At 63.7% G+C, this 25073-nt stretch carries 24 protein-coding genes; 7 read left to right on the top strand and 17 right to left on the bottom strand.

What is annotated here, in order from left to right; genetic code table 11:
• Nucleotides 1–8: 8 nt before the first annotated feature.
• The 8 genes from H1204_RS02955 to H1204_RS02920 form a co-directional block, all read right to left on the bottom strand.
• Nucleotides 9–1217, bottom strand: a complete 1209-nt coding sequence (locus H1204_RS02955; protein ID WP_180729749.1) for a 5-(carboxyamino)imidazole ribonucleotide synthase — start codon at nucleotides 1215–1217, stop codon at nucleotides 9–11.
• A gap of 113 nt (nucleotides 1218–1330) precedes the next feature.
• The gene (purE, locus tag H1204_RS02950) at nucleotides 1331–1849 is read right to left on the bottom strand and encodes a 5-(carboxyamino)imidazole ribonucleotide mutase (RefSeq protein WP_042311006.1); all 519 of its coding nucleotides are present in this window, start codon (nucleotides 1847–1849) and stop codon (nucleotides 1331–1333) included.
• Between the two features lie 27 nt (nucleotides 1850–1876).
• Entirely contained in the window at nucleotides 1877–2767 is an 891-nt protein-coding gene (locus tag H1204_RS02945) for a phosphoribosylaminoimidazolesuccinocarboxamide synthase (RefSeq protein WP_180729748.1), read from the bottom strand.
• A 186-nt stretch (nucleotides 2768–2953) separates the two neighbouring features.
• Nucleotides 2954–4018, bottom strand: a complete 1065-nt coding sequence (fba, locus tag H1204_RS02940; protein ID WP_042311011.1) for a class II fructose-bisphosphate aldolase — start codon at nucleotides 4016–4018, stop codon at nucleotides 2954–2956.
• Between the two features lie 230 nt (nucleotides 4019–4248).
• Entirely contained in the window at nucleotides 4249–5685 is a 1437-nt protein-coding gene (pyk, locus tag H1204_RS02935) for a pyruvate kinase (RefSeq protein ID WP_180729747.1), read from the bottom strand.
• 479 nt (nucleotides 5686–6164) lie between these two features.
• Complete coding sequence (locus H1204_RS02930; RefSeq protein WP_180729746.1) at nucleotides 6165–7358, bottom strand: phosphoglycerate kinase; 1194 nt, start codon at nucleotides 7356–7358, stop codon at nucleotides 6165–6167.
• A 228-nt stretch (nucleotides 7359–7586) separates the two neighbouring features.
• Nucleotides 7587–7910 carry an AzlD domain-containing protein gene (locus tag H1204_RS02925; protein WP_035986440.1) on the bottom strand — a complete coding sequence of 108 codons (324 nt, stop codon included), beginning with the start codon at nucleotides 7908–7910 and terminating at the stop codon, nucleotides 7587–7589.
• Nucleotides 7907–8671, bottom strand: a complete 765-nt coding sequence (locus H1204_RS02920) for an AzlC family ABC transporter permease (RefSeq protein WP_180729745.1) — start codon at nucleotides 8669–8671, stop codon at nucleotides 7907–7909. The genes H1204_RS02925 and H1204_RS02920 overlap by 4 nt, the downstream gene beginning before the upstream one ends.
• Before the next feature lie 313 nt (nucleotides 8672–8984).
• On the opposite strand from H1204_RS02920, the gene H1204_RS02915 reads away from it, so the two are divergent.
• The 6 genes from H1204_RS02915 (at nucleotide 8985) to H1204_RS02890 (ending at nucleotide 13765) form a co-directional block, all read left to right on the top strand.
• A complete protein-coding gene (locus H1204_RS02915; RefSeq protein WP_054929782.1) occupies nucleotides 8985–9908 on the top strand; it encodes a branched-chain amino acid transaminase in 924 nt (307 codons plus the stop codon).
• A 67-nt stretch (nucleotides 9909–9975) separates the two neighbouring features.
• Nucleotides 9976–10170, top strand: a complete 195-nt coding sequence (locus tag H1204_RS02910; RefSeq protein ID WP_007590092.1) for a zinc-finger domain-containing protein — start codon at nucleotides 9976–9978, stop codon at nucleotides 10168–10170.
• A gap of 188 nt (nucleotides 10171–10358) precedes the next feature.
• Nucleotides 10359–11384, top strand: a complete 1026-nt coding sequence (gene waaF / locus H1204_RS02905; protein WP_180729744.1) for a lipopolysaccharide heptosyltransferase II — start codon at nucleotides 10359–10361, stop codon at nucleotides 11382–11384.
• A gap of 181 nt (nucleotides 11385–11565) precedes the next feature.
• Nucleotides 11566–12012, top strand: coding sequence for a nuclear transport factor 2 family protein (locus tag H1204_RS02900; protein WP_042311022.1), 447 nt, complete (start codon nucleotides 11566–11568; stop codon nucleotides 12010–12012).
• Between the two features lie 153 nt (nucleotides 12013–12165).
• Nucleotides 12166–13176 (top strand): hydrolase, encoded by a 1011-nt coding sequence (locus H1204_RS02895; protein ID WP_180730854.1) that lies wholly within the window; start codon nucleotides 12166–12168, stop codon nucleotides 13174–13176.
• Nucleotides 13169–13765 (top strand): DUF2946 family protein, encoded by a 597-nt coding sequence (locus tag H1204_RS02890; protein WP_180729743.1) that lies wholly within the window; start codon nucleotides 13169–13171, stop codon nucleotides 13763–13765. The genes H1204_RS02895 and H1204_RS02890 overlap by 8 nt, the downstream gene beginning before the upstream one ends.
• An 8-nt stretch (nucleotides 13766–13773) precedes the next feature.
• On the opposite strand, the gene H1204_RS02885 is transcribed toward H1204_RS02890, so the two are convergent.
• Nucleotides 13774–15462 carry a M48 family metalloprotease gene (locus tag H1204_RS02885; protein ID WP_180729742.1) on the bottom strand — a complete coding sequence of 563 codons (1689 nt, stop codon included), beginning with the start codon at nucleotides 15460–15462 and terminating at the stop codon, nucleotides 13774–13776.
• Nucleotides 15463–15695: 233 nt separating this feature from the next.
• On the opposite strand from H1204_RS02885, the gene moaC reads away from it, so the two are divergent.
• Nucleotides 15696–16172 (top strand): cyclic pyranopterin monophosphate synthase MoaC, encoded by a 477-nt coding sequence (gene moaC, locus H1204_RS02880; RefSeq protein WP_079484331.1) that lies wholly within the window; start codon nucleotides 15696–15698, stop codon nucleotides 16170–16172.
• 107 nt (nucleotides 16173–16279) lie between these two features.
• Here moaC and H1204_RS02875 read toward each other — a convergent pair whose 3' ends face one another.
• From H1204_RS02875 to recA, 8 genes are all read right to left on the bottom strand, one after another.
• Nucleotides 16280–18070 carry a Wzy polymerase domain-containing protein gene (locus H1204_RS02875; protein WP_180729741.1) on the bottom strand — a complete coding sequence of 597 codons (1791 nt, stop codon included), beginning with the start codon at nucleotides 18068–18070 and terminating at the stop codon, nucleotides 16280–16282.
• 192 nt (nucleotides 18071–18262) lie between these two features.
• Nucleotides 18263–18880, bottom strand: a complete 618-nt coding sequence (locus tag H1204_RS02870) for a pilin (RefSeq protein ID WP_180729740.1) — start codon at nucleotides 18878–18880, stop codon at nucleotides 18263–18265.
• Between the two features lie 138 nt (nucleotides 18881–19018).
• Complete coding sequence (locus H1204_RS02865) at nucleotides 19019–19744, bottom strand: TerC family protein (RefSeq protein WP_180729739.1); 726 nt, start codon at nucleotides 19742–19744, stop codon at nucleotides 19019–19021.
• A 160-nt stretch (nucleotides 19745–19904) separates the two neighbouring features.
• Nucleotides 19905–20786 (bottom strand): succinate--CoA ligase subunit alpha, encoded by an 882-nt coding sequence (gene sucD, locus H1204_RS02860; RefSeq protein ID WP_180729738.1) that lies wholly within the window; start codon nucleotides 20784–20786, stop codon nucleotides 19905–19907.
• A 115-nt stretch (nucleotides 20787–20901) separates the two neighbouring features.
• Nucleotides 20902–22071: an ADP-forming succinate--CoA ligase subunit beta gene (sucC, locus tag H1204_RS02855; protein ID WP_042311039.1), complete on the bottom strand. Its 1170-nt coding sequence runs from the start codon at nucleotides 22069–22071 to the stop codon at nucleotides 20902–20904.
• A gap of 55 nt (nucleotides 22072–22126) precedes the next feature.
• Nucleotides 22127–22876, bottom strand: coding sequence for a DUF2889 domain-containing protein (locus tag H1204_RS02850; protein ID WP_180729737.1), 750 nt, complete (start codon nucleotides 22874–22876; stop codon nucleotides 22127–22129).
• Between the two features lie 182 nt (nucleotides 22877–23058).
• Nucleotides 23059–23823, bottom strand: coding sequence for a recombination regulator RecX (gene recX, locus H1204_RS02845; protein WP_180729736.1), 765 nt, complete (start codon nucleotides 23821–23823; stop codon nucleotides 23059–23061).
• A gap of 7 nt (nucleotides 23824–23830) precedes the next feature.
• On the bottom strand, nucleotides 23831–24907 hold the full coding sequence (recA, locus tag H1204_RS02840) for a recombinase RecA (protein ID WP_180729735.1): 1077 nt from the start codon (nucleotides 24905–24907) through the stop codon (nucleotides 23831–23833).
• Nucleotides 24908–25073: the final 166 nt, after the last annotated feature.

The following is a 25073-nucleotide window of genomic DNA, read 5'->3' as shown; positions in this document are numbered from 1 at the left end:
GCTCGTGCTCAGCTCGTCGGGATATGCAGCAGGCGCGCGCAATCGCGGGCGGCCGCGCGCGCGCGTTCGAGCGTCGCGGCCGTGAAGTTCACGTGGCCCATCTTGCGGCCGGGACGCGCGTCTTCCTTGCCGTATAGATGCAGACGCGCTTCCGGCATCGCTGCCACTTCGTGCCACGGCGGCGTGACAGCGGCGGCGGGCCGTTCGCCCTTCCCGTTGACCGGGAACCACACGTCGCCGAGGATGTTCAGCATCACGGCGGGCGAATGCTGGCGCGTGTCGCCGAGCGGCATGCCCGTCATTGCGCGCACCTGCTGTTCAAACTGGCTCGTCGCGCAGGCGTCGACCGTGTAATGGCCGGAGTTGTGCGGACGCGGCGCCATTTCGTTCGCGACCAGCGTGCCGTCTTCGAGGATGAAAAACTCGACGCACAGCACACCGACATAGCCGAGCTTGTCCGCGATCTGCAGCGCGGCCTGCTGCGCCTGCTCGACGAGCGTCGCGCTCGCGTCGGGTGCGGGCACGATGGTATGCGACAACACGCCGTTGCGATGCGTGTTCTGCGCGAGCGGATACACGGTCGAACAACCCGTCGCGCCGCGCGCGATCAGTGCCGACACCTCAAACTTCAACGGCAAACGCTTTTCAAGCACGCAAGGCACGCCACCCAGCGAGGCATGCGCCGCACGCACTTCAGCCGCGTTGCCGACCCGCACCTGCCCCTTGCCGTCGTAGCCCATGCGCGCTGTCTTCAGAATGCCAGGCAGCACGGCTTCGAGCGCGGCATCATTGAGCGCGGCGAGCGCATCCGACGATTCGATCACGACATGCGGCGCCACGGGCACACCCGACGACGCGATGAAGCGCTTCTCCGCAATGCGATCCTGCGCGACGGCGACGCAGCGCCCTGCCGGGCTGACGAACGTGGTGCGCGCAAGGAAGTCGAGGCTCGCGGCCGGTACGTTCTCGAACTCGGTCGACACCGCCGCGCACAGACGCGCGAGTTCGGTGAGGGCCGCTTCGTCGTCATAGGCGGCGCGCAGATGGCGATCGGCAACAGCGCCCGCCGGACTGGTCTCGTCCGGATCGAGCACGGCGACGCGATAGCCCATCGCCTGCGCGGCGAAGCAGAACATGCGGCCGAGCTGGCCGCCACCGACCATGCCAAGCCATGCGCCGGGCAGAATCGGTGATACCGGAGTGTTGTATGGATTCATCTTGGTGGTCGGTCGCGGCCGATGTGGAAATCGGCCGGGTGAAACATTGAACTGCGACATTGGAGTACGACGTAGCATTGCGACGCTGGACTACAACGTTTGACTGCTACGGGTTACAGCGGCGGCAACGTCATCGCGTGCGCGGCCTGGTTCTGGCGCACGCGGAACGCGGCGAGTTTCTCCGCATATTCCGGAGACGTGCCGGAGAGCAGCGACACCGCGAACAGCGCGGCATTCGCCGCACCAGCTTCGCCGACCGCGAACGTCGCGACGGGCACGCCCTTGGGCATCTGCACGATCGAATGCAGCGAATCGACGCCCTTCAGATACTTGCTCGCGACGGGCACGCCCAGCACGGGTACGGTCGTCTTCGCCGCGAGCATGCCCGGCAAATGCGCCGCGCCGCCCGCGCCCGCGATGATCGCGCGAATGCCGCGTTCGCGCGCGCTTTCAGCATAGGCGAACATTTCGTCCGGCATGCGGTGCGCGGACACGACCTTCGCTTCATATGGCACGCCGAATTCCTGCAGGATCGCGACCGCGTTCTTCATGACGTCCCAGTCGGAACTGGAACCCATCAGCACGCCGACGAGCGGCGCGCTGTGCGTGTGTGCTGTCTGGACTTCACTCATCTTGCCTGTTTTCCGTATGCGTGGCGCTCAGGCCAGTTTCTGACCCGTCAAGCGCTCGAGCGCTTCCTGATACTTCTCGGCCGTCTTCGTGACGACCTCGTCCGGCAGCTTCGGCGCGGGCGGCTCTTTCTTCCACGGCTGGGTTTCGAGCCAGTCGCGCACGAACTGCTTGTCGAACGACGGGGGGTTCGTGCCGACCTGGTACTCGTCCGCCGGCCAGAAGCGCGACGAATCCGCCGTCAGCGCCTCGTCCATCAGATACAGCTGGCCCTTGTCGTCCAGACCGAATTCGAACTTCGTGTCGGCGATGATGATGCCGCGCGTGGCCGCGTAGTCGGCCGCTTCCTTGTAGAGGCGGATCGAGATGTCGCGGATCGTCGCCGACAGTTCGGTGCCGATGCGACGCTCCATCTCTTCGTACGTGATGTTTTCGTCGTGGTGGCCCATCTCGGCCTTCGCTGCTGGCGTGAAGATCGGCTCAGGCAGCTTTTGCGCGTTCTGCAGGCCTTCCGGCAGCTGCACGCCACACACGGCGCCCGTCGCCTGATAGTCCTTCCAGCCGCTGCCCGCGAGATAGCCTCGCACCACCGCTTCGACGAGAATCGGCTCGAGGCGCTTGACCACGACTGCGCGGCCCTTCACCTGCTCGACCTCGTCGGGCGCGACGACCGTTTCCGGCTCGACGCCCGTCAAATGATTCGGCACGACGTGCGCGAGCTTGTCGAACCAGAAATTCGCCATCTGGTTCAGCACGCGACCCTTACTCGGAATCGGCTCGCCCATGATGACGTCGAACGCGGACAGACGGTCCGTCGTGACGATCAGCAGCTGGTCGTTGCCTACCGCGTAGTTATCGCGGACCTTGCCGCGACCGAGCAGCGGCAGCGAGCGGAGCGTGGATTCGTAGAGGGTAGACATCGTCGTGATTCACAAAAATGGGGCAAAAACTGCCCGAAACAAAAGGGAAACGCCGTTCCCCTGATCATGCGGGAACGGCGATCTGACGACAACATGGCCAGATGGCCAGCTGCGTACTACTCAAACAACACGCAAACAGCGAGCAAACGGGCGCCAGACAGGCATCAAGGCGCGCCCGCCCGCAGCTTAGCGAACGACTTGCGCGAGTTCGCCCGCCTTGTACTTCTCAGCGATCTTTTCCAGCGAGACCGGCTTGATCTTCGACGCCTGGCCTTCGCAGCCGAACGCCAGATAGCGGTCCACGCACACCTTCTTCGCCGCTTCGCGAGCCGGCTTCAGGTAGTCGCGCGGATCGAACTTCGAACGGTTTTCCGCCATATAGCGGCGGATCGCGCCCGTGATGGCAAGACGCAGATCGGTGTCGATATTGACCTTGCGCACGCCGTACTTGATGCCTTCCTGGATTTCCTCGACGGGCACGCCGTAGGTTTCCTTCATGTCGCCGCCGAATTCGCGGATTTCCGCCAGCAGTTCCTGCGGCACCGACGACGAACCGTGCATCACCAGGTGCGTGTTCGGAATGCGCTGGTGAATTTCCTTGATGCGCTGAATGGACAGGATATCGCCCGTCGGCTTCTTCGAGAACTTGTACGCGCCGTGCGACGTGCCGATGGCAATTGCCAGTGCGTCGCATTGCGTGAGCTTCACGAAGTCGGCCGCCTGCTCGACGTCCGTCAGCAGTTGCTCGCGCGTCATCGTGCCTTCCGCGCCGTGGCCGTCTTCCTTGTCACCCTTCATCGTTTCCAGCGAACCGAGCACGCCCAGTTCCGCTTCAACCGTCACGCCGATCGAGTGCGCTGCTTCAACGACCTTGCGCGACACATCGACGTTGTACTCGTACGACGCCACCGTCTTGCCGTCGGCTTCGAGCGAGCCGTCCATCATCACGCTCGTGAAACCGCTGCGGATCGCGGCCATGCAGACTGCCGGCGACTGGCCGTGGTCCTGGTGCATCACGACGGGAATGTGCGGATACGACTCCACAGCCGCTTCGATCAGATGACGCAGGAACGGCTCGCCCGAGTACTTACGCGCACCAGCCGACGCCTGCATGATCACGGGCGCATTGACCTGATCCGCCGCCGCCATGATGGCCTGCACCTGCTCCAGATTGTTTACGTTGAATGCCGGAAGTCCATAACCGTGTTCGGCGGCATGGTCCAGCAGTTGACGCATTGATACGAGAGGCATTGATTACTCCATAGATTGAAACGAAATCTGTGCCGACGGCATCTATTTATGCAATTTCGTGCAATTTTATCGCGAAGCAGACCGTGTCCCGAGCGCACTCTCCCAAACTGGATGCGCCGCCTCTTTCGGGGACACGGCACTCTGCTTCACGCGTGCCGTTCAGCCGCGCCGTTTCCGGCTTGCTGTAACTCGCTCTGATGGCGGTTTATGGCTGGCTCATCAAACGCCGATCAGACCGGCTCGCCGACGCGCACGATCTTCAGCGTATTCGTGCCGCCCGCCTGGCCCATCGGCTCGCCGACCGTCAGCACGACCATGTCGCCGCGCGCTGCGTAGCCCTTGCCGACCACCACTTCGAGCGCCTGCGCGAGCGCGATGTCGCGGTCGCTGCTGGTGTCGAGGTGCAGCGACGTCACGTTGCGGTAGATCGCCATGGCGCGCTCGCTGCCCGTACGCGGCGTGAGCGCGAAAATCGGCACATGCGTCCAGTGACGCGACATCCACAGTGCCGTCGAGCCCGATTCCGTCAGCGCGACGATCGCCTTTGCACCCAGGTGGTAAGCGGTGAACAGCGCGCCCATTGCGATGGACTGGTCGATACGCGTGAACGTGCGGTCGAGGAAATCCTTGTCCAGCTCGACATGCTCGGACTTCTCGGCTTCGACGCAGATGGCAGCCATGGTTTCGATGGTCTGCACCGGGTACTTGCCCGCCGCCGATTCCGCCGACAGCATCACGGCATCCGTGCCGTCCAGCACCGCGTTCGCGACGTCCGACACTTCCGCGCGCGTCGGCACGGGCGCGTGGATCATCGATTCCATCATCTGCGTGGCCGTGATGACGAACTTGTTGGCGTCGCGCGCCATCTTGATCATGCGCTTTTGCAGCGCGGGCACAGCCGCGTTGCCGACTTCGACGGCGAGGTCGCCACGCGCGACCATGATGCCGTCCGATGCTTCGAGAATGCCTTGCAGCGCCGGGATTGCCTCGGCGCGCTCGATCTTCGCGATCATCTTCGGCTTGATGCCGTACGGCGCGCCCGCGATATTCGCGAGCTGGCGCGCCATTTCCATGTCCGTCGCGTTCTTCGGGAACGACACGGCCACGTAGTCCGCTCCGAGCGACATCGCCGTGCGGATATCTTCCATGTCCTTCGCGGTCAGCGCCGGCGCCGTCAGGCCGCCGCCCTGGCGATTGATACCCTTGTTGTTCGACAGATCGCCGCCGATCTTCACAACGGTATGAATCTCGCTGCCGATCACGCGCGCGACGCTCAGCACGATCAGGCCGTCGTTGAGCAGCAGCGTGTCGCCGGGTTTCAGGTCGCGCGGCAGATCCTTGTAGTCGAGGCCGACGCGGTCGTCGTTGCCGAGTTCGCACTCGGCGTCGAGGATGAAGGTGTTGCCGGCAATCAGCGTGGTCTTGCCGTTTTCGAATTTGCCGACACGAATTTTCGGGCCTTGCAGGTCGGCCATGATGCCGACCTCGCGGCCTGCCTGCCGGGCCGCTTCACGTACGAACTCCGCGCGTTGACGATGGTCGTCGGCGGTGCCGTGCGAGAAGTTGAGACGCACCACGTCGGCGCCCGCCTGAATCATCTGCAGCAAGATGTCCTGCGTGCTGGATGCGGGTCCGATGGTTGCGACAATCTTGGTGGCGCGATGCATGAGTCTCCTCGTCTGGATGGGATCGCTGGGATGAACGTTGGGAGTCGGATGCGGAGGCTGCGCAACGACAGATGCTACATGGGGTGGTGCGCCGTTCGTTCCCTTCGAACCCTGAAGGCCCGGCGTCGAATCGTGGGGGACTGCTGCGATATCTGCTGCCCGCGGTGCTTCGTGCGCCGTGGGTCGAGATGCATCGGCTTCGGTGTTTGAGGCGAGAGACACCGTTGCGCTTGAACCAGCTGCCGTGTCTGCCGCATCTTCGTGTTGCGCGACATCGATCACGGCCAGTTCGGAATTCTGATCTTCGGCGACGGCTGCGGTCTGTGCCACTGGCGCGTTGCCGGAAAGTTGCGAGGCCGCCTGTTCGGCGCCCTCGGGTTGCAGCGCTTGTGCGGAGCGCGCTACGCGCTCCCCTGTCGCTGCCGTGCGCGACGCGTTGCGCGTCTTCTGAGGCTTGTTGGGGGAGCGCGTCGCCATTATCAGGCCCGCGATTCCAGCACTGCGACTGCGGGCAGCTTCTTGCCCTCGAGGAACTCGAGGAAAGCGCCGCCGCCCGTCGAGATATAGCTCACCTTGTCGTGGATGCCGTACTTGGCGATGGCCGCGAGCGTGTCGCCGCCTCCTGCAATCGAGTACGCCGACGACTTCGCGATGGCTTGCGCAAGCGTCTTCGTGCCGTTGCCGAACTGGTCGAACTCGAACACGCCGACCGGGCCGTTCCAGACGATCGTGCCGGCCTTTTCGAGCTGCGACGCGAGCGCCTTCGCCGTTTCCGGTCCGATGTCGAGGATCAGGTCGTCGTCCTGGACGTCGGCGACCTGCTTGATTTCGGCCTTGGCCGTCGGTGAAAACTCCTTCGCGGTGACCACGTCCGACGGAATCGGCACCGATGCGCCGCGTGCCTTCGCGGCTTCGATGATGGCCTTCGCCTCTTCGACGAGATCCGCTTCGACCAGCGACTTGCCGATCTTCAGGCCGGCCGCCAGCATGAACGTGTTCGCGATGCCGCCGCCGACGATCAACTGATCGACCTTGTCGGCCAGCGACTTCAGAATGGTCAGCTTGGTCGACACCTTCGAGCCCGCGACGATCGCCACCAGCGGACGCTTCGGCGCGCCGAGCGCCTTGCCGAGCGCTTCGAGTTCAGCCGCGAGCAGCGGGCCGGCGCAGGCAACGCTCGCGTACTTCGCGATGCCGTGCGTGGTCGCTTCAGCGCGGTGCGACGTGCCGAACGCGTCGTTCACGTAGATGTCGCAGAGCTTCGCCATTTTCTGCGCGAGCTCGTCGGAATCCTTCTTTTCGCCCTTGTTCACGCGGCAGTTTTCGAGCAGCACGACCTGGCCCGGCGCGACGTTCACGCCGTTCTCAACCCAGTTCTGCACGAGCGGCACGTCGCGGCCAAGCAGTTCGGCCAGACGCTTCGCGACGGGCGCGAGCGAGTCTTCGGGCTTGAAGTCGCCTTCCGTCGGTCGGCCCAGGTGCGACGTGACCATGACGGCCGCGCCCGCGTCCAGCGCGGACTTGATGGCGGGCACGGAAGCGCGGATACGGGTGTCTTCGGTGATGTTGCCGGCGTCGTCCTGCGGCACGTTCAGGTCGGCGCGGATGAACACGCGTTTGCCGGATAGTTTGCCTTCGGCGATCAGATCGGAGAGACGCAATACCTGTTTCATGATTGATATGCGAGTTGATTGGAAGGCGGTGCGGACGCTGCGCGAACAGCCAATCGAGAACGGTGCCGGCGGCTTCGCGCGTGTTCCGGGAGACAGCTATTTTAACCGATCGACGGACCGATCTAAGCCCGTCCGAGCGAATCCCAGTATTTGCCGGCTACAGCGGGCGTTGCGCGATATTGCAGCGCAACATCCGCACGCGCGTTCGCTTGCATCCCGTCAAACGCCTCAGAAAATCAGCCGCAGCGCCGTGAACACCAGCATCCCGACGACGATCGTGCCGAGCATCGTCCGCCGCCACAGGAACCACGCAAGGCCCGCGAGCGTGCCGTACAGCTCGTGATTCGACAGCGCGATGGACACGCCGCTGTCCGTCACGAGCACGTCCGGGACGACCACAGCCGCGAGCGCCGCCGCGGGCGCGTAACGCAGCATCCGTTGCGCGCGCTCCGGCAGCACCGTGCGCTCACCCCCGATCAGAAACAGCGCGCGTGTCAGCGCTGTGACAAACGTCATCCCGATGATCGCGAGCCAGATTTGCAGCGTGCTCATCGCGTATCCCCTGGACGTCCCTGCGTTCGCGCGCTGTTGCGGATGCGGCGCAGGTCGGCGCGCTCGACCAGCGCGTCGGCGGCGGTGCCCGCGAGGATCGCCGTCACGACGGCAAGCGGCAGCGCGAGGCGATACGGCAGATCGAACGCGACCAGCGCGACGATGCCCGCGACGCTCACGGCCGCCAGCGTGGAGCGCGACGAGATCGCCGACACCATCACGGGAATCAGCGCGAGCGTGCCCGCGAGCGAAAGACCCCAGTTATCGGGAAAGAGACTGGCCAGCAGAATGCCGATGATCGACGAGACCTGCCACGATAGCCAGCTCGATACGGCCATGCCCCAGAAATACGCTTCCTTGCCGGGCACGTAGCCCGGTTGAAAGGCCTTCTTCTGGAACAGCAGATAGATGACGTCGCCGTTGAAATAGCCAACCAGCAGCCGCCGGTGCAGCGGCAGATACGAAAAGTGAGGTGCGAGGCCCGCGCTGAAGATCACGAAGCGCGTGTTGACCATGGCAGCCGTCAGCAGGATCGTCCAGACGGGCAGCTTGGCGAGCATCAGCGGCAGCACGGCCAGTTGCGACGAGCCGGCGTAGACCAGCAGCGACATCGCGAGCGACTGCGGCACGGTCATCACCGATTTGCTCATCGCGATGCCCGTCACGAGGCCCCAGGAGAAGATCGCCATCAAGGTTGGCGAGTAGGCGCGCGCGCCATCACGGAAAGCGCGGCGGTCGAGATCGGACAAACGAGCGAGCATGAGGCGAATGCAGCGCGGCGCGATGAGCACCACGATGGCAGGAGGTCAGCGCCAGATCGTGTAGCAGCCGCTGGCGCATCCGGTTAGTTTTCAGCAACCGCCGGATTATAGCGTCCGGGGTGCCCGCAAATGCCCGTTGATTGTGCAAAAGACGCTAAAATATTGATTCTCCGATATAGGCACATCTTTTTTTCTATATCGGCCCATAGGTAATCGGCTTTTCGCCGCGTGCCCGGCTACCGCTGCCGTAGCCGTTGAAGCACGCCGTAACTCCGAGTCACACAATCCGAACCCGCACCGCCTGGAGAATCGTATGTCAATGGCCGACCGCGACGGCAAGATCTGGATGGATGGCAAGCTCATCGACTGGCGCGACGCCAAGATCCACGTCCTCACCCATACGCTGCACTACGGCATGGGCGTCTTCGAAGGCGTGCGCGCCTACAAGACGGCTGACGGCGGCACGTCGATCTTCCGTCTCCAGGAACACACCAAGCGCCTGCTGAACTCGGCCAAGATCTTCCAGATGGACGTTCCGTTCGACCACGAAACGCTCGCCGCCGCGCAGCGCGAAGTCGTCCGCGAGAACAAGCTGGAGTCGTGCTACCTGCGCCCGATCATCTGGGTCGGCTCGGAAAAACTGGGCGTGTCGGCCAAGGGCAACACCATTCACGTCGCGATCGCCGCCTGGCCGTGGGGCGCGTATCTCGGCGAAGACGGCATCAAGAAGGGTATCCGTGTGAAGACGTCGTCGTTCACGCGCCATCACGTGAATGTCTCCATGGTCCGCGCGAAGGCGTCGGGCTGGTACGTCAACTCGATCCTCGCGAACCAGGAAGCGACGGCCGACGGCTACGACGAAGCGCTGCTGCTCGACGTCGACGGCTATGTGTCGGAAGGCTCGGGCGAGAACTTCTTCCTCGTGAACAACGGCAAGCTGTACACGCCAGATCTCTCGTCGTGCCTCGACGGCATCACGCGCGATACGGTCATCACGCTGGCGAAAGACGCGGGCATCGAAGTGATCGAAAAGCGCATCACGCGCGACGAAGTCTATACGTGCGACGAAGCATTCTTCACGGGCACGGCCGCCGAAGTCACACCCATCCGCGAACTCGACAACCGCACCATCGGCTCGGGTACGCGCGGCCCGATCACGGAGAAGCTGCAATCGGGCTTCTTCGACATCGTGAACGGCAAGAGCGCGAAGTACGCGCACTGGCTGACGAAGATCTGAATCCCGGCGGGCGTCGCAGGCAGGAAGCCGGACGCGCCCGCCTTGTGCATACAACGAGAAAGTCCCTATGAGCGAAATCAAGGAAATGCCGCTGGTCGAACTGTCGGCGAAAGATCTTCCCGCGTATTGCCCGAACCCGTCGATGCCGCGCTGGAGCAACCATCCGCGCGTCTTTATCGACGTGACGCACGGCGAAGCGCGCTGCCCCTACTGCAGCACGCGCTACAAGCTGCGCGACGGCGAAGTGATCAAAGGTCACTGATCCGCTGCACCGCTTCGTCTGCCGCCTGGGCTGCGGCGCCGCGCATCGCTCGATAGAGCGGGCGGGAGGCTGAACTTCCCGCCGCGCGCGCCGATATAGCCTGAGCTGCAGTCCACATTCCCTGACAACCCGGCACCGCGCGCCTCGATCGCGCGGCGCCTTATTTTCGACATCGGAAACTCACCCTGATGCGTCGCGCGTTGGTTATCGCACCGAACTGGATCGGTGACGCATTGATGGCGCAGCCGCTGTTTGCGCGCCTCGTGAAATTGCATCCGCGTATCGCGATCGATGCCGTCGCGCCCAGTTGGGTCGCGCCCGTGCTCGAACGGATGCCGGAAATCCGCGATGTCTACGCGACCGATCTCGCGCACGGCAAGCTGCAGATGCTGCGCCGCTGGCAGCTTGCGAGCGACTTGCGCGACGTCGGTTATGACGCTGCTTACGTGCTGCCCAATTCGCTGAAGTCCGCACTGATTCCGTGGATGGCGGGCGTTCCGCTGCGCATCGGCTACACGGGCGAAAGCCGCTATGGCCTGTTGAACGTGCGGCACGCGAACCCGCGCAAGGACGAGCGTCCGCCGATGGTCGGCCAATACGCGGCGCTCGCTTACGCGCCCGGCGCGAAAGTGCCCGACGATTTCGCGCCGCCCCGGCTCGACGCCGACTTGAACGAAGCCGCGCGCGTATCGACGCGCTTCAATCTGGACACGCGCGTGCCGCTGCTGGTGTTCTGCCCCGGCGCCGAGTACGGCCCGGCGAAACGCTGGCCGCCCGAGCATTTCGCCGCGCTCGCGCAGATGGTCGGCCAATCGTTCCCGTACACGAAGATCATCGCGCTCGGCTCGCCAAAAGACGCGCCCATTGCCCAGGCCATCGCAGACCGTGCGCCGAACGTGCGCAACCTGTGCGGCCAGACGGCACTGGGTGAAGCCTGCGCGCTGATCTCGCGGGCAAGCGCCGTCGTCACCAATGACTCCGGGCTGATGCACGTTGCAGCCGCGCTGCGCCGTCCGCTGGTCGCCGTGTACGGATCGACCGATCCGCGCCACACGCCGCCCTTGTCGGACCTCGCAAAGGTACAATGGCTGCATCTCGAGTGCAGTCCGTGCTTTCAGCGCGAATGTCCGTTGGGCCATCTGAACTGCCTGCGGCAACTGAGCGCCGAACAGGTGTTCGACGATCTGCGTGGAATGTTGCTCGCGCAACGCTGAACGGCAGACCGTCGGGACGTCGAAGGGCCTGCTGCGCTATCCGTCGAGCTTCGCGCGGGGCGCCGTCCCGCGTGCCTGCAGCGTCATGCCCGCGTCTTGAGGCGCGAGCATGCTGGCGGATGGCCTGCTGCATATCACTGACCCGCAACCGCGCGCCTTGCGCGCAAGAGACTGACGAGCCATGCCACGTTTTGCCCACATCTTCGAAGCCGCTGCGGACACGTTGAATGCCTATTACCAGGCAGTCGCGGAGGTCAATATCGACAGTTTGATGGGCTTGTGGATCGACGAGGAATTCGTCAGTTGTATCTGCGCCGACGGCTCGCATCTGCATGGGCTCGACGCGATCCGCTCGGGGCTGACCGTTCAACTCGAAGCGCAGCCCGTGTCGATCGAGCCGCTCGACATCCGCGTTTACGACAGTCTCGGCACCGTCGTCTACGCCATTGCCGAAGCGCATCGGCCCGCCGACCCCGCCGCCATCCCGGCAATGGTCTTCACGACCTACGTGATGGTCCACGAGCGCGGCGAATGGAAGATCGCGCATATTCACGCGAGTGCGATGCCGAACGAAACTGCCTCGCAGTTTGCTGCGAAAATGAGACATGGTCAGGGCGCGCTGCACTGACGCGCCCCGCGAGACCAGCTTGACGGAAGTCCCGGCAAAGACCATGGCTCGGGGCTTCGACTGAATACCGGTGTTGGCATGAGCACGACCCACGACAATAAAGCTTCTTCCAGACCGGCCCTCGATGCAGCCGCGGCTGCGGTTGGGGCTGCTGTGGGCACGTCAGTCGAGGCGACTGTCGATATGCTCTACCGCGCCCCGCTCTGGCTTCCCAACAGCCACATCCAGACCATCGTTCCCGCGCTGTTCGGCCGCCCTCCCGAGGTGACCTACCGGCGCGAGCGCTGGGATACGCCGGATGGCGATTTCATCGATCTCGACTGGCTGGTGCCCGACCCGCTCGCGGCCTCTCCCGCAGCCGCCGATGCGCCGCTGTTCGTGCTGTTCCACGGGCTCGAAGGCAGTTCGGACTCTCACTATTCACGCACCTTGATGGCGAGCGCCCAGATGCGCGGCTGGCATGGCGTCGTACCGCACTTTCGCAGTTGCAGCGGTCCGATGAACCTGTTGCCGCGCTTCTATCACCTCGCCGACAGCAACGAAGTCGACTGGGTGCTGCGGCGGCTGCGCGAGCAGCACCCGGGGCCGATCGTGGCCGCGGGCGTGTCGCTGGGCGGCAACGTGCTGCTGCGCTGGCTCGGCGAGCGCCGCGAGGACGCGTCGATCATCGCGGCGGCAGCGGCGATCTCCGCGCCGCTCGACGTGCACGCGGGCGGCCGCGCGCTGTCGCAAGGATTCGGGCTGATCTACACACGCAGTTTCCTGAAGACACTCAAGCTGAAGGCGCAGCAAAAGCTTGAACAGTATCCCGGCCTGTACGATCTGAACGACGTGCTCGCCAGTCGCACGATGCACGAGTTCGACGAGGTCGTGACGGCGCCGCTGCACGGCTTTCGCAGCGCGGACGACTACTGGACGCGCTCGACCACGCGCCCGCTGCTCCCCGAAATCACCGTGCCGACGCTCGTGCTCAACGCCCGCAACGACCCGTTCCTGCCGGGCGCCGTGCTGCCGTCGCGCAGCGAGGTATCATCGACGGTGGAACTCGATCAACCGGAGCACGGCGGACACGTCGGCTTCATGACGGGCCCCTTCCCCGGCCGGATCGACTGGCTTTCGCGCCGGGTTTTCGGCTACCTCGACCCGTTCACGCGACATGGATGACATCGTCAAGCAGGCACTCGCCAAATGGCCGAACGTGCCGCATTGCACCGGCTGGCTGCTGCTCGACCGGCGCGGCAACTGGCGCATGCGCGACGAAGCGGCGCAAGCCGCAGGCGCACCCGGCGAGCCGATCCGGCATACGGCCCTGCTCGGCTTCATCAACCGCAACTACGAAGCCGATCAGACAGGCCAATGGTTCTTCCAGAACGGGCCACAGCGCGTGTACGTCGAACTCGGCTACACGCCGTTCGTCGTGCGGCTCGCTCGCGATGACGTTAGCGGAAAACTCACGCTGACGGATCAGGGTGGCGAGACGTTCGAGCCGGCCGCCGCGTATCTCGACGACGAAGGCGGCATTCTCTTCACCGATCGGTCGACGCCCGCACGCGTTGCGGCGCTGCACGACCACGATCTCGATCTCTTCTCCGAGCACACGGATCTTGCGAGCGACGGTCAAAGCGGTGACTTCCGCTGGCGGGACAGCGAGGTCTTAAAGCTCGAGCCCGTGGACAAAGCCGAAGTCGAGAAGCGCTTCGGATTCGTCGCAAGTCCAGCGGCGCATGTCGCTGCGGGCAGCGCCTCGTCCTAAGACAACCGCTAGCTGCTGTTCTTCTCGTCCTCGCGCTCTTCCTTATAGCGCGCCTCGAACTCATGCAGTCGCGCGTCGATCGTCGCGAGGTCGTAGTAGCCGACCGATTTGATATCGCGCGCTTCCTTCAACTGCCGGATCGCCGACGGCCACGCCCCTTCCAGCGCGAACTTTTCGGCAAGCGCGCGATGCTGCGTCAGCGCGTCGCCCGTACCAACGCTCGCCTGCGCAAGATAGCGCCACCAGACAGGCTGCTGCGGATCGGCGCGCGTCTCGCGCTGCGCCTGCGCTTGCGCTTCGCCGAAACGGTGTGCCGTGAGCAGCGTCTGCAGACGCATCTCGATGGCCGCGTGCGATTGCGGCCAGCGCTTTTGCGCGATTTCCGAAAGACGCACGGCTTCGTCGTTGCGTCCGGCGCGCCGGGCGATATCGACGGCGAGTACGTCGAGGCTCGGCGAACTGCGAGAAGGATCGCCCTCCGCGCGCTCGTTGGCGTCGAACGCGGCCCGCGCGGTCGCCAGTGATGCCGAAGCGTCGTCGTATCGCTCGAGCAGCATCTGCGCGTACGCGATGCCGTACCAGTTGCCCGCCACGTTGATTGCGGTGCGGTCTTCGATTTCGGAGCGCATCCGCGAGATGTCGTCCGCGTATTCGCTGCGCGAGCGGTCCTGCAGCACGCGCGCCCGCGCGCGCACGAACGCGTATTCCGACGACTGGCGCGGCTGCCGGTAAGGCGAGCGGCGCGCTCGGTCGGACATGTCGGCGATCCGCTCACCCGTCAGCGGGTGCGTGCGCGCGTAGGCGGGCGCGCCCGCGTCGCTCATCGACGCGCGATCGAGCCGTTCGAAGAACGACACCATCCCATATGGGTCGTAACCCGCGCCCGCGAGCATCTGGAAGCCGACGCGATCCGCTTCGTGCTCGGCCGCGCGCGAGAATCGCAACTGGTTGTCGACGGCGTAGGCCTGCCCGCCGATGGCGATCGCGCTGCCCAGATCGCCGCTATGCGCGAGGACGCCCGCCAGCACGCCGAGGAGCATGCCCGCGAGCGCCGCATAGCCACTGTGCTCGCCCGCCGTGATCATTCGCGCGATGTGCCGTTGCAGCACGTGACCCATTTCGTGCCCGACAACCGACGCGAGTTCCGATTCCGTCTGCGTCGAGACGATCAGCCCTGTGTTCACGCCGATGAAGCCGCCCGGCAGCGAGAAGGCGTTGATCTGCGCGTCACGCATCGCGAACAGGTCGAAATCCGGACGATAGCCGCCGATGAACTGCGCGCTCGCGGCCGCCGCGAGCTTCTCGGAGATCGAGTTCAGATAGTCCCGCACGAGCCAGTCGTCGATATAGTCGGGGTCTGCGCGGACTTCGCGCATCACGCGTTCGCCGAGCTTGCGCTCGGCTTGCGGCGTGAGCGAGCCGCCCGAGCCGTCGCCGAGATCGGGCAACTGTTGCGTCGACATTGGCGCGTGCAGGCTCGCGTTGCCGCCGGGGTTGCCCGAGAAACGCGACTGCGCGCCGCCGTAGAGGCCGAATACGCCTGGCGCGATGTCGGGCGGCACGGTGCTTGTGCCGTACGTGTCGAGCGGCCCGGTGACGAGCGGCAGTTCCGACAGGTTCGACGGCTGCGCGATGATCGCGGGCGGGACGGCGAGCGTGACGGACAACAATGCAGCGAGAAACCGTTTCAGACGCATTGCGGACGATGGCGAAATCGAAAGCGGCGTAAGGTGCCGGAAGGAATGGGTCTTGTTTTTGATTGTACCGGGTGATGTGGGTGCTTCGGCTTCCTATCAGCGCATGGATGGCGGGTTGCCCACGGTCAGGCATCCGCACGCTTTGTGCGTTATCGTGATTCTTCGCCGGTCCGCGCCCGGCTGCCCGGCGGTGCTCACGCTGCTATGATAGGCGCCCTCTGAAGGAGCCAACCATGCCCGAACTCACTCATTTCGACGCAGCCGGCCAGGCGCATATGGTCGACGTCGGCGGCAAGGCGGAAACGAAACGCATCGCGGTCGCGCGCGGAACCATCCGCATGCTGCCCGCAACGTTCGATCTGATCCGCAAAGGCGAGGCGAAGAAAGGCGACGTGATCGGCATCGCGCGTATCGCCGCGATCCAGGGCGCGAAGCGCACCGCCGATCTGATCCCCTTGTGTCACCCGCTGGCGCTCACCCGCGTTGCGGTCGATTTCGAACTCGACGAGTCGGGCCCAGCGGTGCATTGCCGCGTGCAGGTCGAGACGCTCGGCAGGACGGGGGTCGAGATGGAAGCGCTGACGGCCGTGCAGGTTGGACTGCTGACGGTCTATGACATGTGTAAAGCCGTCGATCGCGGGATGACCATCACCGATGTGAAGGTGATGGAGAAGCATGGCGGGAAGTCGGGGGATTGGGTAGCGGAGTGAGGTATGACGGCGAGCTTGCCGCCAGACCTGGCCTCACTTCTCACCTCACTCCTCGCTGAAGCAGCGGCGCGTCCAACGCGCCGCTTTCGTATCTGACGGCCGACGCGTCAATCCGCGTCGTCGCCCTCTTCGTCGTCGTTGTTGATGTCCTTCGGCGGCGTGCCGTACTTCTTCATCAGTTCCGCCTTGAACGCCCCCAGTGTCTTCTGCTGGTCGCACAAATCGTACAGATACGCGAGCTGCGATGGCCAGTCATGCAGTTCCTCGGCGAAGATCTTCAGACGGTCGACGGTATCGAACGCGCCGTTGGTGTCGCCGCTCAACGCCTGCAACACGGCATAACGGCGCAGCACCGTTTCGCCCGGCAACAGCGCCATCGCCTGACGATGCATCGCGAGCTTGTGCGGCAGATCCTGTGAGTTCATCGGCAGGAGCGTCGCCATCCCGTACTCGCCCCACGCGCCGAACAGGAACGACGGATCTTCACGATACTGGTCGAACGGACGCGAGCCGTAATACAGCACTTCGGCGCGCGCATAGTCGCGATAGATTGGATACAGCGCAGCCAGTCCGCCGAACACGATCACAAGGAACGCGCCGAATGAGATGCCGCCCGGAATCAGCCGCAGCGGCTTCGTGTCGAGCAGACCGATCACGAACATCGCCGGCAGCAGGAAGAACATGTACTGCTGCGGATACTCGACGAGCGCATGCATCACCAGCACGCCGATCAGCGCGAGACCGAACACGCGCGCGGCCGTTTGCGGCGCGCGCACGACGCGCACGAACCACGCAGCGAGACCGAGCAGCACGATACCCAGTCCGATCAGCCCCGTCTTCGCGAGCAGATCGATAAAGATGTCGTGCGAGTTGTTGGCAATCTCGACGCCGCCCAGCGCTTTCGCCAGATCGAACTGATAGCGCGGAAATTCGCCCCAGCCGACGCCCAGCAGCGGATGCGTGCGGAACATCGTCCAACCATACTTCCACAACGCGAGACGCGGCGCGATCTGGCTGGAGTCCTTCATGCGCTCGGCAGCCGACTGGGCCAGACCGAGATCGTAGTGAACGTTCGCCCAGCGGATCGCCGCATTCACCGCGAAAAACAACACGGCGAGCACGACGGGAATCAGCCATTCGCGATTGCTGCGGCGGCGCGCCGGATTACGCCGCAGTTCGGCAAACGCCATCCAGAACCCCGCGACGACGATCACGCCCATCTGCAGCCACGGTCCGCGCGACACGGTCAGCGCCAGACCGCCCGAAAAAATCGCCGACACGAGCAGCCAGATGAAGATGTTGATGCGCCGCGTCTGCACGAGGTACATCGCACCCGCCGTGGCGAACGCAATATACGTTGCCAGGTGATTGGCCTGCGCCATGTTGCCGAACGGCCGGCGCTCGGTCATCACGCTGTAGGCGACCACGAGCGGCGTCACCTTCACCTCGAGGTGAAACAGCTGGATGGTCTGGCAGAACACGGCAAAGAGGCCGCCCACGACCAGCGCGAACGCCGCCACCGTGAACGCGTTTTCCGTCAGATTCGCCCTGCTGAAACCAAAACCGGCGTGCGTCGCCATGAACGCGGCAAGCAGGAAGCCGGCGCCGAGCCAGTTCATCGACGGCTGCGCGACGGGCAGCACGAGTGACTGCGCGACCAGCACGAGCCCGAAGCCTAGCGGCACCAGCGCCACGACGGGCGACGCGAACGCGACGCGCGGCCGTGCCGTCGCCACCAGAAACGCGATGCCCGCGCCCAGCAGCAGATAGAGCGACAGCGCCGTGAACTCGGCGTAGAAGGTCGGAATCGGATACGTGTGGTTGACGACTGCATACGGCAGGATCAACGCACACGCCAATAGGAACAGTGAAAGATAGCGTGCGAAGGGGTTGGGCATGAGTAACCGGGGACGTCAGCAACCGGCGCACTATACAAAAAAATCCTTACGCTGTGCGCCGGCTCGGCGGAAATAACCCGGAATCCGGCCGCGGCATGGAAATTTTTGCCGCGGCCTTTGATGCGGATTCGGTTTATACCGGGCTCATGCCGGACTCACACCCGACTTCCGTCGAGAATCTTCGACGTCCGCTCAGCTGCGGCAATCGGGCGGCGCGAGATTCGACGGCAGCGTCGGCGCATCGGCGGGCAACGGTCCAGCGCCCGGAGCCGGCAGCGACGAGGCAGCCTTGCCGCCCGCGAAGCATTCCCACGTGATGGTCCCCTTCTGCGCCGCGCCTTTCGTCAGCGCGACGCGCGCTGTGGGCGTGTCGGCGCTGTCAGGCGCGGACGGCACGAACACGATCGTGTTCGCGCCTTCGTCCGAGACGCGCGCCGTGAATGCGACGGTAATCTGGCCCGTGTCGTCGTCGATATGGATCGACTGCACGTTGCGTGTGGCGGGCGGAGACGTGTAGCCGCTGCCGAATGCATTGCCGCTGCCGGCGTTCTCGCCGACGGTCAACTGCGCCGCGGACGCCAGCGACAACCCCTCGCCGACGCGGCTGCGCGCGAGATAGTCCTGATATGCGGGAATCGCATATGCCGCGATCACGCCGACGATGGCCAGCACGATCATCAATTCGATCAGTGTGAAGCCCCACCAACGCCCGATGCGAGCAAGCGGGACAGGCCATGCGCGCGACGAACGGGCGCGCAACCAGGGCGCATAAAGCGTGGACAACGAAGCAACGGCAACGATAGCGGTCATCAGCAGACTCCTCAAAACGAAAGCGCCTATCCCGGGAATCAGGACAGGCGCTTCGATCGTAGCGAGCCGCGAATCGCGCCGGCAGTCGGCCGAACGGCTAATGGTGCGCGGGCGGATGCATCGGTACAGTGACTGCCGTCAATGCGTTCCCGGTGGTGTGTCGCCGGCGATGCGGCTCGCGTTGCGCCGCTTCATCGCATAACCGAGGATCACGACGAATAGCGCGCAAGCGATGCTCATGCCGTACTCGGCAACAGGCGTATCCAGCACGGGCCAACGGTCGCCCGCCGGGTCGTTGATGATCAGACCGCCCGCGATCCAGCCGAGCAGCGCGCCGCCCAGCGTAATGACGAAGGGGTACCGGTCCAGCAGCTTCAGCACAAGCTGGCTGCCCCAGACGATCAGCGGAATGCTGACGATCAGCCCGAACACGACGAGGGCGATGCGGTGATGCGGCTCGGCGGCCTCGGCGGCACCGGCAATCGCGATCACGTTGTCGAGGCTCATCACGGCGTCGGCCACGATGATCGTCTTGATGGCCGTGACCAGCTTGTCGGCGGGTTTGACATTCGCGTGCGCATCGGGCGCGGGCGCCAGCAGGCGCACGCCGATCCACAGCAGCAGCAGGCCGCCCGCGAACTTGAGCAACGGCACGTCGAGCAGCGCGACCGCAAACGCGATCAGCGCGACACGCAGCACGATGGCGCCCAGTGTTCCCCACAACACGCCCTTGGTGCGCTGCGCGGGCGGCAGGTTGCGGCAGGCGAGCGCGATCACGACAGCGTTGTCGCCACCCAGCAGGATGTCGATGACGATGATCTGAAAGACGGCGCCCCAATGGAGCGTAGTGAGGAAGTCGAGCATGGAAAGCAGAATAGAAGGTAGCAAAAGCGAACGGCAACAAAAAAGCGAGGCAGCAATTGCTCGCTCCCTCGCTTCTCGTCGCGTCTTACGAAAGGACTTCGTAAGAGTATCAAAAAACGTCAGCAATGGCCGACGTTTCTTGAGCTTATCGCAACACTTCTTACAGCATCGCCTTCAGAAGACGCGCCATTTCCGACGGGTTCTTCGTGACCTTGATACCGCAGGCGTCCATGATTTCCAGCTTCGCGTCGGCCGTATCCGCACCGCCCGAGATCAGCGCGCCGGCGTGGCCCATGCGCTTGCCCGGAGGCGCCGTGACGCCAGCGATGAAGCCAACCACCGGCTTCTTCATGTTGTCCTTGATCCAGTAAGCAGCGTTCGCTTCGTCCGGGCCACCGATTTCACCGATCATGATCACGGCGTCCGTGTCGGGATCGTCGTTGAACATCTTCATCACGTCGATGTGCTTCAGACCGTTGATCGGGTCGCCGCCGATACCGACTGCCGACGACTGGCCGAGGCCGATCGCGGTCAGCTGGCCAACTGCTTCATACGTCAGCGTGCCCGAACGCGACACGACGCCGATGCGGCCCTTGCGGTGGATGTGACCCGGCATGATGCCGATCTTCAGTTCGTCCGGCGTGATCGTGCCCGGGCAGTTCGGTCCGAGCAGGAGCGTCTTGCGGCCTTCGCGGCGCATACGGTCCTTGACTTCGATCATGTCGCGAACGGGGATGCCTTCCGTGATACAGATCGCGAGATCGAGATCGGCTTCGACGGCTTCCCAGATTGCAGCAGCGGCGCCTGCGGGCGGCACGTAAATGACCGAGACGGTCGCGCCCGTTTCTGCCTTGGCTTCCTTCACGCTAGCGTAGATAGGAATGCCTTCGAAATCTTCGCCAGCCTTCTTGGGGTTCACGCCCGCGACGAATGCTTCGCGGCCGTTTGCATATTCACGGCATGCGCGCGTGTGGAACTGACCGGTCTTGCCGGTGATGCCCTGCGTGATGACCTTGGTGTCTTTGTTGATCAGAATCGACATGTATTGACCTCTGTTCGTTTGGTGGCGTGCTCAATGGCGTTGCGCGCGGCAAATACGCTTTGCCCGCGCCGCTCGCACGCCGCCATTCGTAATCCGGTGATAAGCGCCGGGGCGATCAGGCCTTGCCTGCGGCAGCCGCGACGACCTTCTGCGCAGCTTCTTCCATGCTGTCTGCCGAGATGATCGGCAGGCCGGAATCGGCCAGCATCTTCTTGCCGAGGTCTTCGTTCGTGCCCTTCATGCGCACGACGAGCGGCACTTGCAGATCGACCGCCTTCGAAGCTGCGATCACGCCTTCCGCGATCACGTCGCAACGCATGATGCCGCCGAAGATGTTGACGAGAATCGCCGTCAGGTTCGGGTTCTTCAGCATCAGCTTGAACGCTTCCGTGACCTTCTCCGTCGTCGCGCCACCGCCGACGTCCAGGAAGTTCGCCGGTTCGCCGCCGAACAGCTTGATCGTGTCCATCGTCGCCATTGCAAGACCAGCGCCGTTCACCAGACAGCCGATGTTGCCGTCGAGCGAGATGTACGCGAGGTCGAACTTCGACGCTTCGACTTCAGCCGGATCTTCTTCGTCCAGATCGCGGTACGCGACGATTTCCGGATGACGGAACAGTGCGTTCGAATCGAAGTTGAACTTGGCGTCCAGTGCGATCACCTTGCCGTCGCCCGTCAGGATCAGCGGGTTGATTTCGGCCAGCGATGCGTCTGTTTCCCAGAATGCCTTGTACAGGCCTTGCAGGATCGCGCGCGCTTGCGGGATCGATGCGTCGGGCACGCCGATCTTCTTCGCGAGTTCGTCGGCTTCGGCGTCTTTCAGACCCGTCGACGGATCGACGGCGATCTTGTGGATCAGCTCCGGCGTCTTTTCCGCGACTTCTTCGACGTCCATGCCGCCTTCGCTCGACGCCATCACGACGATCTTTTGCGAAACGCGATCGATCACGAGACCGACATACAGTTCCTTCTTGATGTCAGCGCCTTCTTCGATCAGCAGGCGATTCACCTTCTGGCCTTCCGGGCCCGTCTGGTGCGTGACAAGTTGCATGCCGAGGATCTGGTTCGAGTACTCACGAACCTGGTCCAGCGACTTCGCGACCTTCACGCCGCCACCCTTGCCACGGCCACCCGCGTGGATCTGAGCCTTGACGACCCACACCGGGCCACCGAGCTCTTGAGCGGCCTTGACCGCATCATCCACCGAGAAGACCGGCTTGCCGCGCGGTACCGCGACTCCGAATTTCCGCAGGATTTCCTTACCCTGGTACTCGTGAATCTTCATGCGTGATTCCCTTCAGTCTGAGAGTTGGATTGAACTTCGCTTCCGGCTGGACCGCTTACTCCGGACGCGCCGTCTTCACGGCCTGTCCGTTGGGTGCGGCATCCGCGCGATCCGCTGAACGCGGCGCGTGGCCGTACCAGCGCGGATAAAACTGTCGCACCGCCTCGCCGTCGAATCGCAGCGCATGGCAGCGGCCCAACTGGAATGGCGGTTTGTCGTTTGATTGCTGGCTCGCCTGTTCGCTTGCTTGCCCGCTCGAAGCGTTGTCTTGGGCGTCTTGTCCCGTGCTGCCTTGCGTGCCGCGGGTTGAACCGTCTGCCGATCCACTGGCTGAACCTGCAGGCTCCTCGCTTCCTGGCCTGCCTTTATCCGTGTTCCACACGTCGCCCGCGAACGCCTGGATGGCGGCAGTCGGCAGGATTGCGCACAACTCGGTGAGATGCGTGCAGCCTGTCGTGCCGGCCAGCAAACGGGCAGCATCGCGACGGAAGTTTTGCAACAGATTGAGCCCGATGAGGGCGCGATAGGCGGGATTGGAGGCTTCACACAGACCGGGATACGGAACCCAGTCGGACGACGCTTCAGCGTCGACGACATTGAGCTTGCGATCGATCGTGATGCGGAGCCAGAGTTCATGGATCGGCAGGCCGTTCGGCCGGACACCCGACGCAAGCGTCACGTCACGTGGCTTTTGGTCGGTGAGGCATGCCTCGATATCCCACAGCCCATCTTCACGCTCGTATGCGTCCGCTCGGATTGCGCGGCTGTGGCGCAACTGTCGGGACACTGGCGGGGAGAGCGGCATGCGAGAACAAAGGCCGGATTTAAGAACCGTTGAATTTTAGCATACTGGGTATTTGAGACTGGCCGAAGCCCGCAGAGGCTTGATGTGGCAGGGTTTGAACGGTCTTGAAGATGGCGCGGCAGCCTGGTGTTTCGTGCAGTGCGTCATTCTCTTGCGCGCCACACTCCGCCCTGTTCGGACGGTCAGTCTTCGTCGATTCCCTTGAGAATTTTCCCGATGATTCCCTGGGAAAAACCCCGTGTGGCAAGAAAGCGCGCCTGCTTTGCGCGTTCGTTTGGCGTTTCGGGCAAGGTGCCGAACTTCTTGCTCCAGACGGCCTGAGCCCGTGCCAGTTCGGTTTCGCGTAGCTGCGCACTCACCTCTTCGACCAGTTCCTGCCCGACCGAATGGCGCTTGAGCTCATTGACGATGCGGCCCGCGCCCATGCGCGACGCGCGCCGGTTGAGCAGGCTTTCGGCAAAACGGGAATTCGACAGCCAGCCTTCGCTTTCGAGTGAATCCAGCAGTGTGTCGATTGATTCGCCCTCTTCCGCATACGGCGAGAGCTTGCGCGACAACTCCGCGCGGCTGTACTCGCGGCGCGAAAGATAGCCGAGCGCGCGGCCTTTCAGAGAGCGTTCGGGACGTTGTGAAGCGCGGCTCGTGGTATCGGCGGGTTTGCCTTCGCCTGGCTGGCGACGCGAGCGCGTATAGGTGACTTCGCCGTTTCCAGCGTCGGCGGTGCTACTCGAAGCGGGGCCAACACCGGCGGCGCGATCGTGCGCATCGAACGATTCGAATGGATCGAAGTCGTCGGATGACGAGTGTTCCGGAAACGATGCTGCGGGAGAAGCAGACCTGCGTGAAGACACGCGTGACGGCGATCCGAATGGATCGTCGTCACGCGGGCCGCCCGCGTTGCGTCCTGCGCCCGTAGTCGAGGAAGCGGAGCGGCCCTTGCGTATCACGCGACGATTACTCCTCTTCGCCCACTTCCTCGTCGGCACTGACGGCGGCGCCTGCCGGCATCGCGTTCACGCCGAGCGACTCACGGATACGGTTCTCGATTTCGCGTGCAATGTCCGGATTCTCGCGCAGGAATTCACGCGCGTTGTCCTTGCCCTGACCAATGCGTTCGCCGCTGTAGCTGTACCAGGCGCCCGCCTTGTCGACGATCTTTGCCTGCACGCCGAGATCGATGATTTCGCCCTGACGCGAGATGCCTTCGCCGTAGAGGATGTCAAAGATCGCTTCGCGGAACGGCGGCGCCACCTTGTTCTTCACCACTTTCACGCGCGTTTCGTTGCCGATCACTTCGTCGTTCTTCTTGATCGAACCGATACGGCGAATGTCCAGACGCACCGACGCGTAGAACTTCAGCGCGTTACCACCCGTGGTGGTTTCCGGGTTGCCGAACATGACACCGATCTTCATGCGGATCTGGTTGATGAAGATCACGAGGCAGTTCGTGCGCTTGATCGTGCCCGTCAGCTTGCGCAGTGCCTGCGACATCAGACGCGCCTGCAGACCCGGCAGCGAATCGCCCATTTCGCCTTCGATTTCGGCCTTCGGCACCAGCGCCGCAACCGAGTCGATCACGATCATGTCGATCGAACCCGAACGCACCAGTGCGTCCGCGATTTCGAGCGCCTGTTCGCCCGTGTCCGGCTGCGAAACCAGCAGCTCGCTGACGTTCACGCCGAGCTTTTGCGCGTATTGAATATCTAGCGCGTGTTCCGCGTCGATGAACGCTGCCGTGCCGCCAAGCTTTTGCATTTCGGCGACGACTTGCAGCGTCAGCGTGGTTTTACCCGACGATTCCGGCCCGTAGATTTCCACTACACGGCCACGCGGCAGACCACCGACGCCCAGCGCGATGTCGAGGCCCAGCGATCCCGTGGAGACCACCTGGATATCTTCGACTGCCTCACCCTGGCCGAGCCGCATGACCGACCCTTTGCCGAACTGCTTTTCGATCTGCGCAAGCGCGGCCGCGAGTGCCTTGCTCTTTTCCGCAGTCAGTCCAGCCGAGCCTTTCTTGCTTTCTTCCATGAATCGTCCTTTGCTATGATGAACGGCGTCTGAGGCAGGTGTGCAGGCCGTTGTGAACCCGGTTCGACCAACCAGCACGCTAAACGCAGACACTGTATAAAAAAACAGTGGTCTTGGCAAGCCCGATTCGCATGTGGACGTCCACATGTGCAAACGGACAACACCG

It is taken from the genome of Paraburkholderia sp. PGU19, from assembly GCF_013426915.1.
Classification (GTDB): Bacteria; Pseudomonadota; Gammaproteobacteria; order Burkholderiales; family Burkholderiaceae; genus Paraburkholderia.
The sequence above is the reverse complement of the archived record's forward strand: the minus strand, read 5'-3'. Positions and strand labels throughout refer to the sequence as shown.

Bases quoted from the DNA above. Each gene is read 5' to 3' on its own strand.
- H1204_RS02955 (WP_180729749.1), bottom strand. From the start codon at position 1,217: ATGAATCCATACAACACTCCGGTATCACCGATTCTGCCCGGCGCATGG.
- purE (WP_042311006.1), bottom strand. From the start codon at position 1,849: ATGAGTGAAGTCCAGACAGCACACACGCACAGCGCGCCGCTCGTCGGC.
- H1204_RS02945 (WP_180729748.1), bottom strand. From the start codon at position 2,767: ATGTCTACCCTCTACGAATCCACGCTCCGCTCGCTGCCGCTGCTCGGT.
- fba (WP_042311011.1), bottom strand. From the start codon at position 4,018: ATGCCTCTCGTATCAATGCGTCAACTGCTGGACCATGCCGCCGAACAC.
- pyk (WP_180729747.1), bottom strand. From the start codon at position 5,685: ATGCATCGCGCCACCAAGATTGTCGCAACCATCGGACCCGCATCCAGC.
- H1204_RS02930 (WP_180729746.1), bottom strand. From the start codon at position 7,358: ATGAAACAGGTATTGCGTCTCTCCGATCTGATCGCCGAAGGCAAACTA.
- H1204_RS02925 (WP_035986440.1), bottom strand. From the start codon at position 7,910: ATGAGCACGCTGCAAATCTGGCTCGCGATCATCGGGATGACGTTTGTC.
- H1204_RS02920 (WP_180729745.1), bottom strand. From the start codon at position 8,671: ATGCTCGCTCGTTTGTCCGATCTCGACCGCCGCGCTTTCCGTGATGGC.
- H1204_RS02915 (WP_054929782.1), top strand. From the start codon at position 8,985: ATGTCAATGGCCGACCGCGACGGCAAGATCTGGATGGATGGCAAGCTC.
- H1204_RS02910 (WP_007590092.1), top strand. From the start codon at position 9,976: ATGAGCGAAATCAAGGAAATGCCGCTGGTCGAACTGTCGGCGAAAGAT.
- waaF (WP_180729744.1), top strand. From the start codon at position 10,359: ATGCGTCGCGCGTTGGTTATCGCACCGAACTGGATCGGTGACGCATTG.
- H1204_RS02900 (WP_042311022.1), top strand. From the start codon at position 11,566: ATGCCACGTTTTGCCCACATCTTCGAAGCCGCTGCGGACACGTTGAAT.
- H1204_RS02890 (WP_180729743.1), top strand. From the start codon at position 13,169: ATGGATGACATCGTCAAGCAGGCACTCGCCAAATGGCCGAACGTGCCG.
- H1204_RS02885 (WP_180729742.1), bottom strand. From the start codon at position 15,462: ATGCGTCTGAAACGGTTTCTCGCTGCATTGTTGTCCGTCACGCTCGCC.
- moaC (WP_079484331.1), top strand. From the start codon at position 15,696: ATGCCCGAACTCACTCATTTCGACGCAGCCGGCCAGGCGCATATGGTC.
- H1204_RS02875 (WP_180729741.1), bottom strand. From the start codon at position 18,070: ATGCCCAACCCCTTCGCACGCTATCTTTCACTGTTCCTATTGGCGTGT.
- H1204_RS02870 (WP_180729740.1), bottom strand. From the start codon at position 18,880: ATGACCGCTATCGTTGCCGTTGCTTCGTTGTCCACGCTTTATGCGCCC.
- H1204_RS02865 (WP_180729739.1), bottom strand. From the start codon at position 19,744: ATGCTCGACTTCCTCACTACGCTCCATTGGGGCGCCGTCTTTCAGATC.
- sucD (WP_180729738.1), bottom strand. From the start codon at position 20,786: ATGTCGATTCTGATCAACAAAGACACCAAGGTCATCACGCAGGGCATC.
- sucC (WP_042311039.1), bottom strand. From the start codon at position 22,071: ATGAAGATTCACGAGTACCAGGGTAAGGAAATCCTGCGGAAATTCGGA.
- H1204_RS02850 (WP_180729737.1), bottom strand. From the start codon at position 22,876: ATGCCGCTCTCCCCGCCAGTGTCCCGACAGTTGCGCCACAGCCGCGCA.
- recA (WP_180729735.1), bottom strand. From the start codon at position 24,907: ATGGAAGAAAGCAAGAAAGGCTCGGCTGGACTGACTGCGGAAAAGAGC.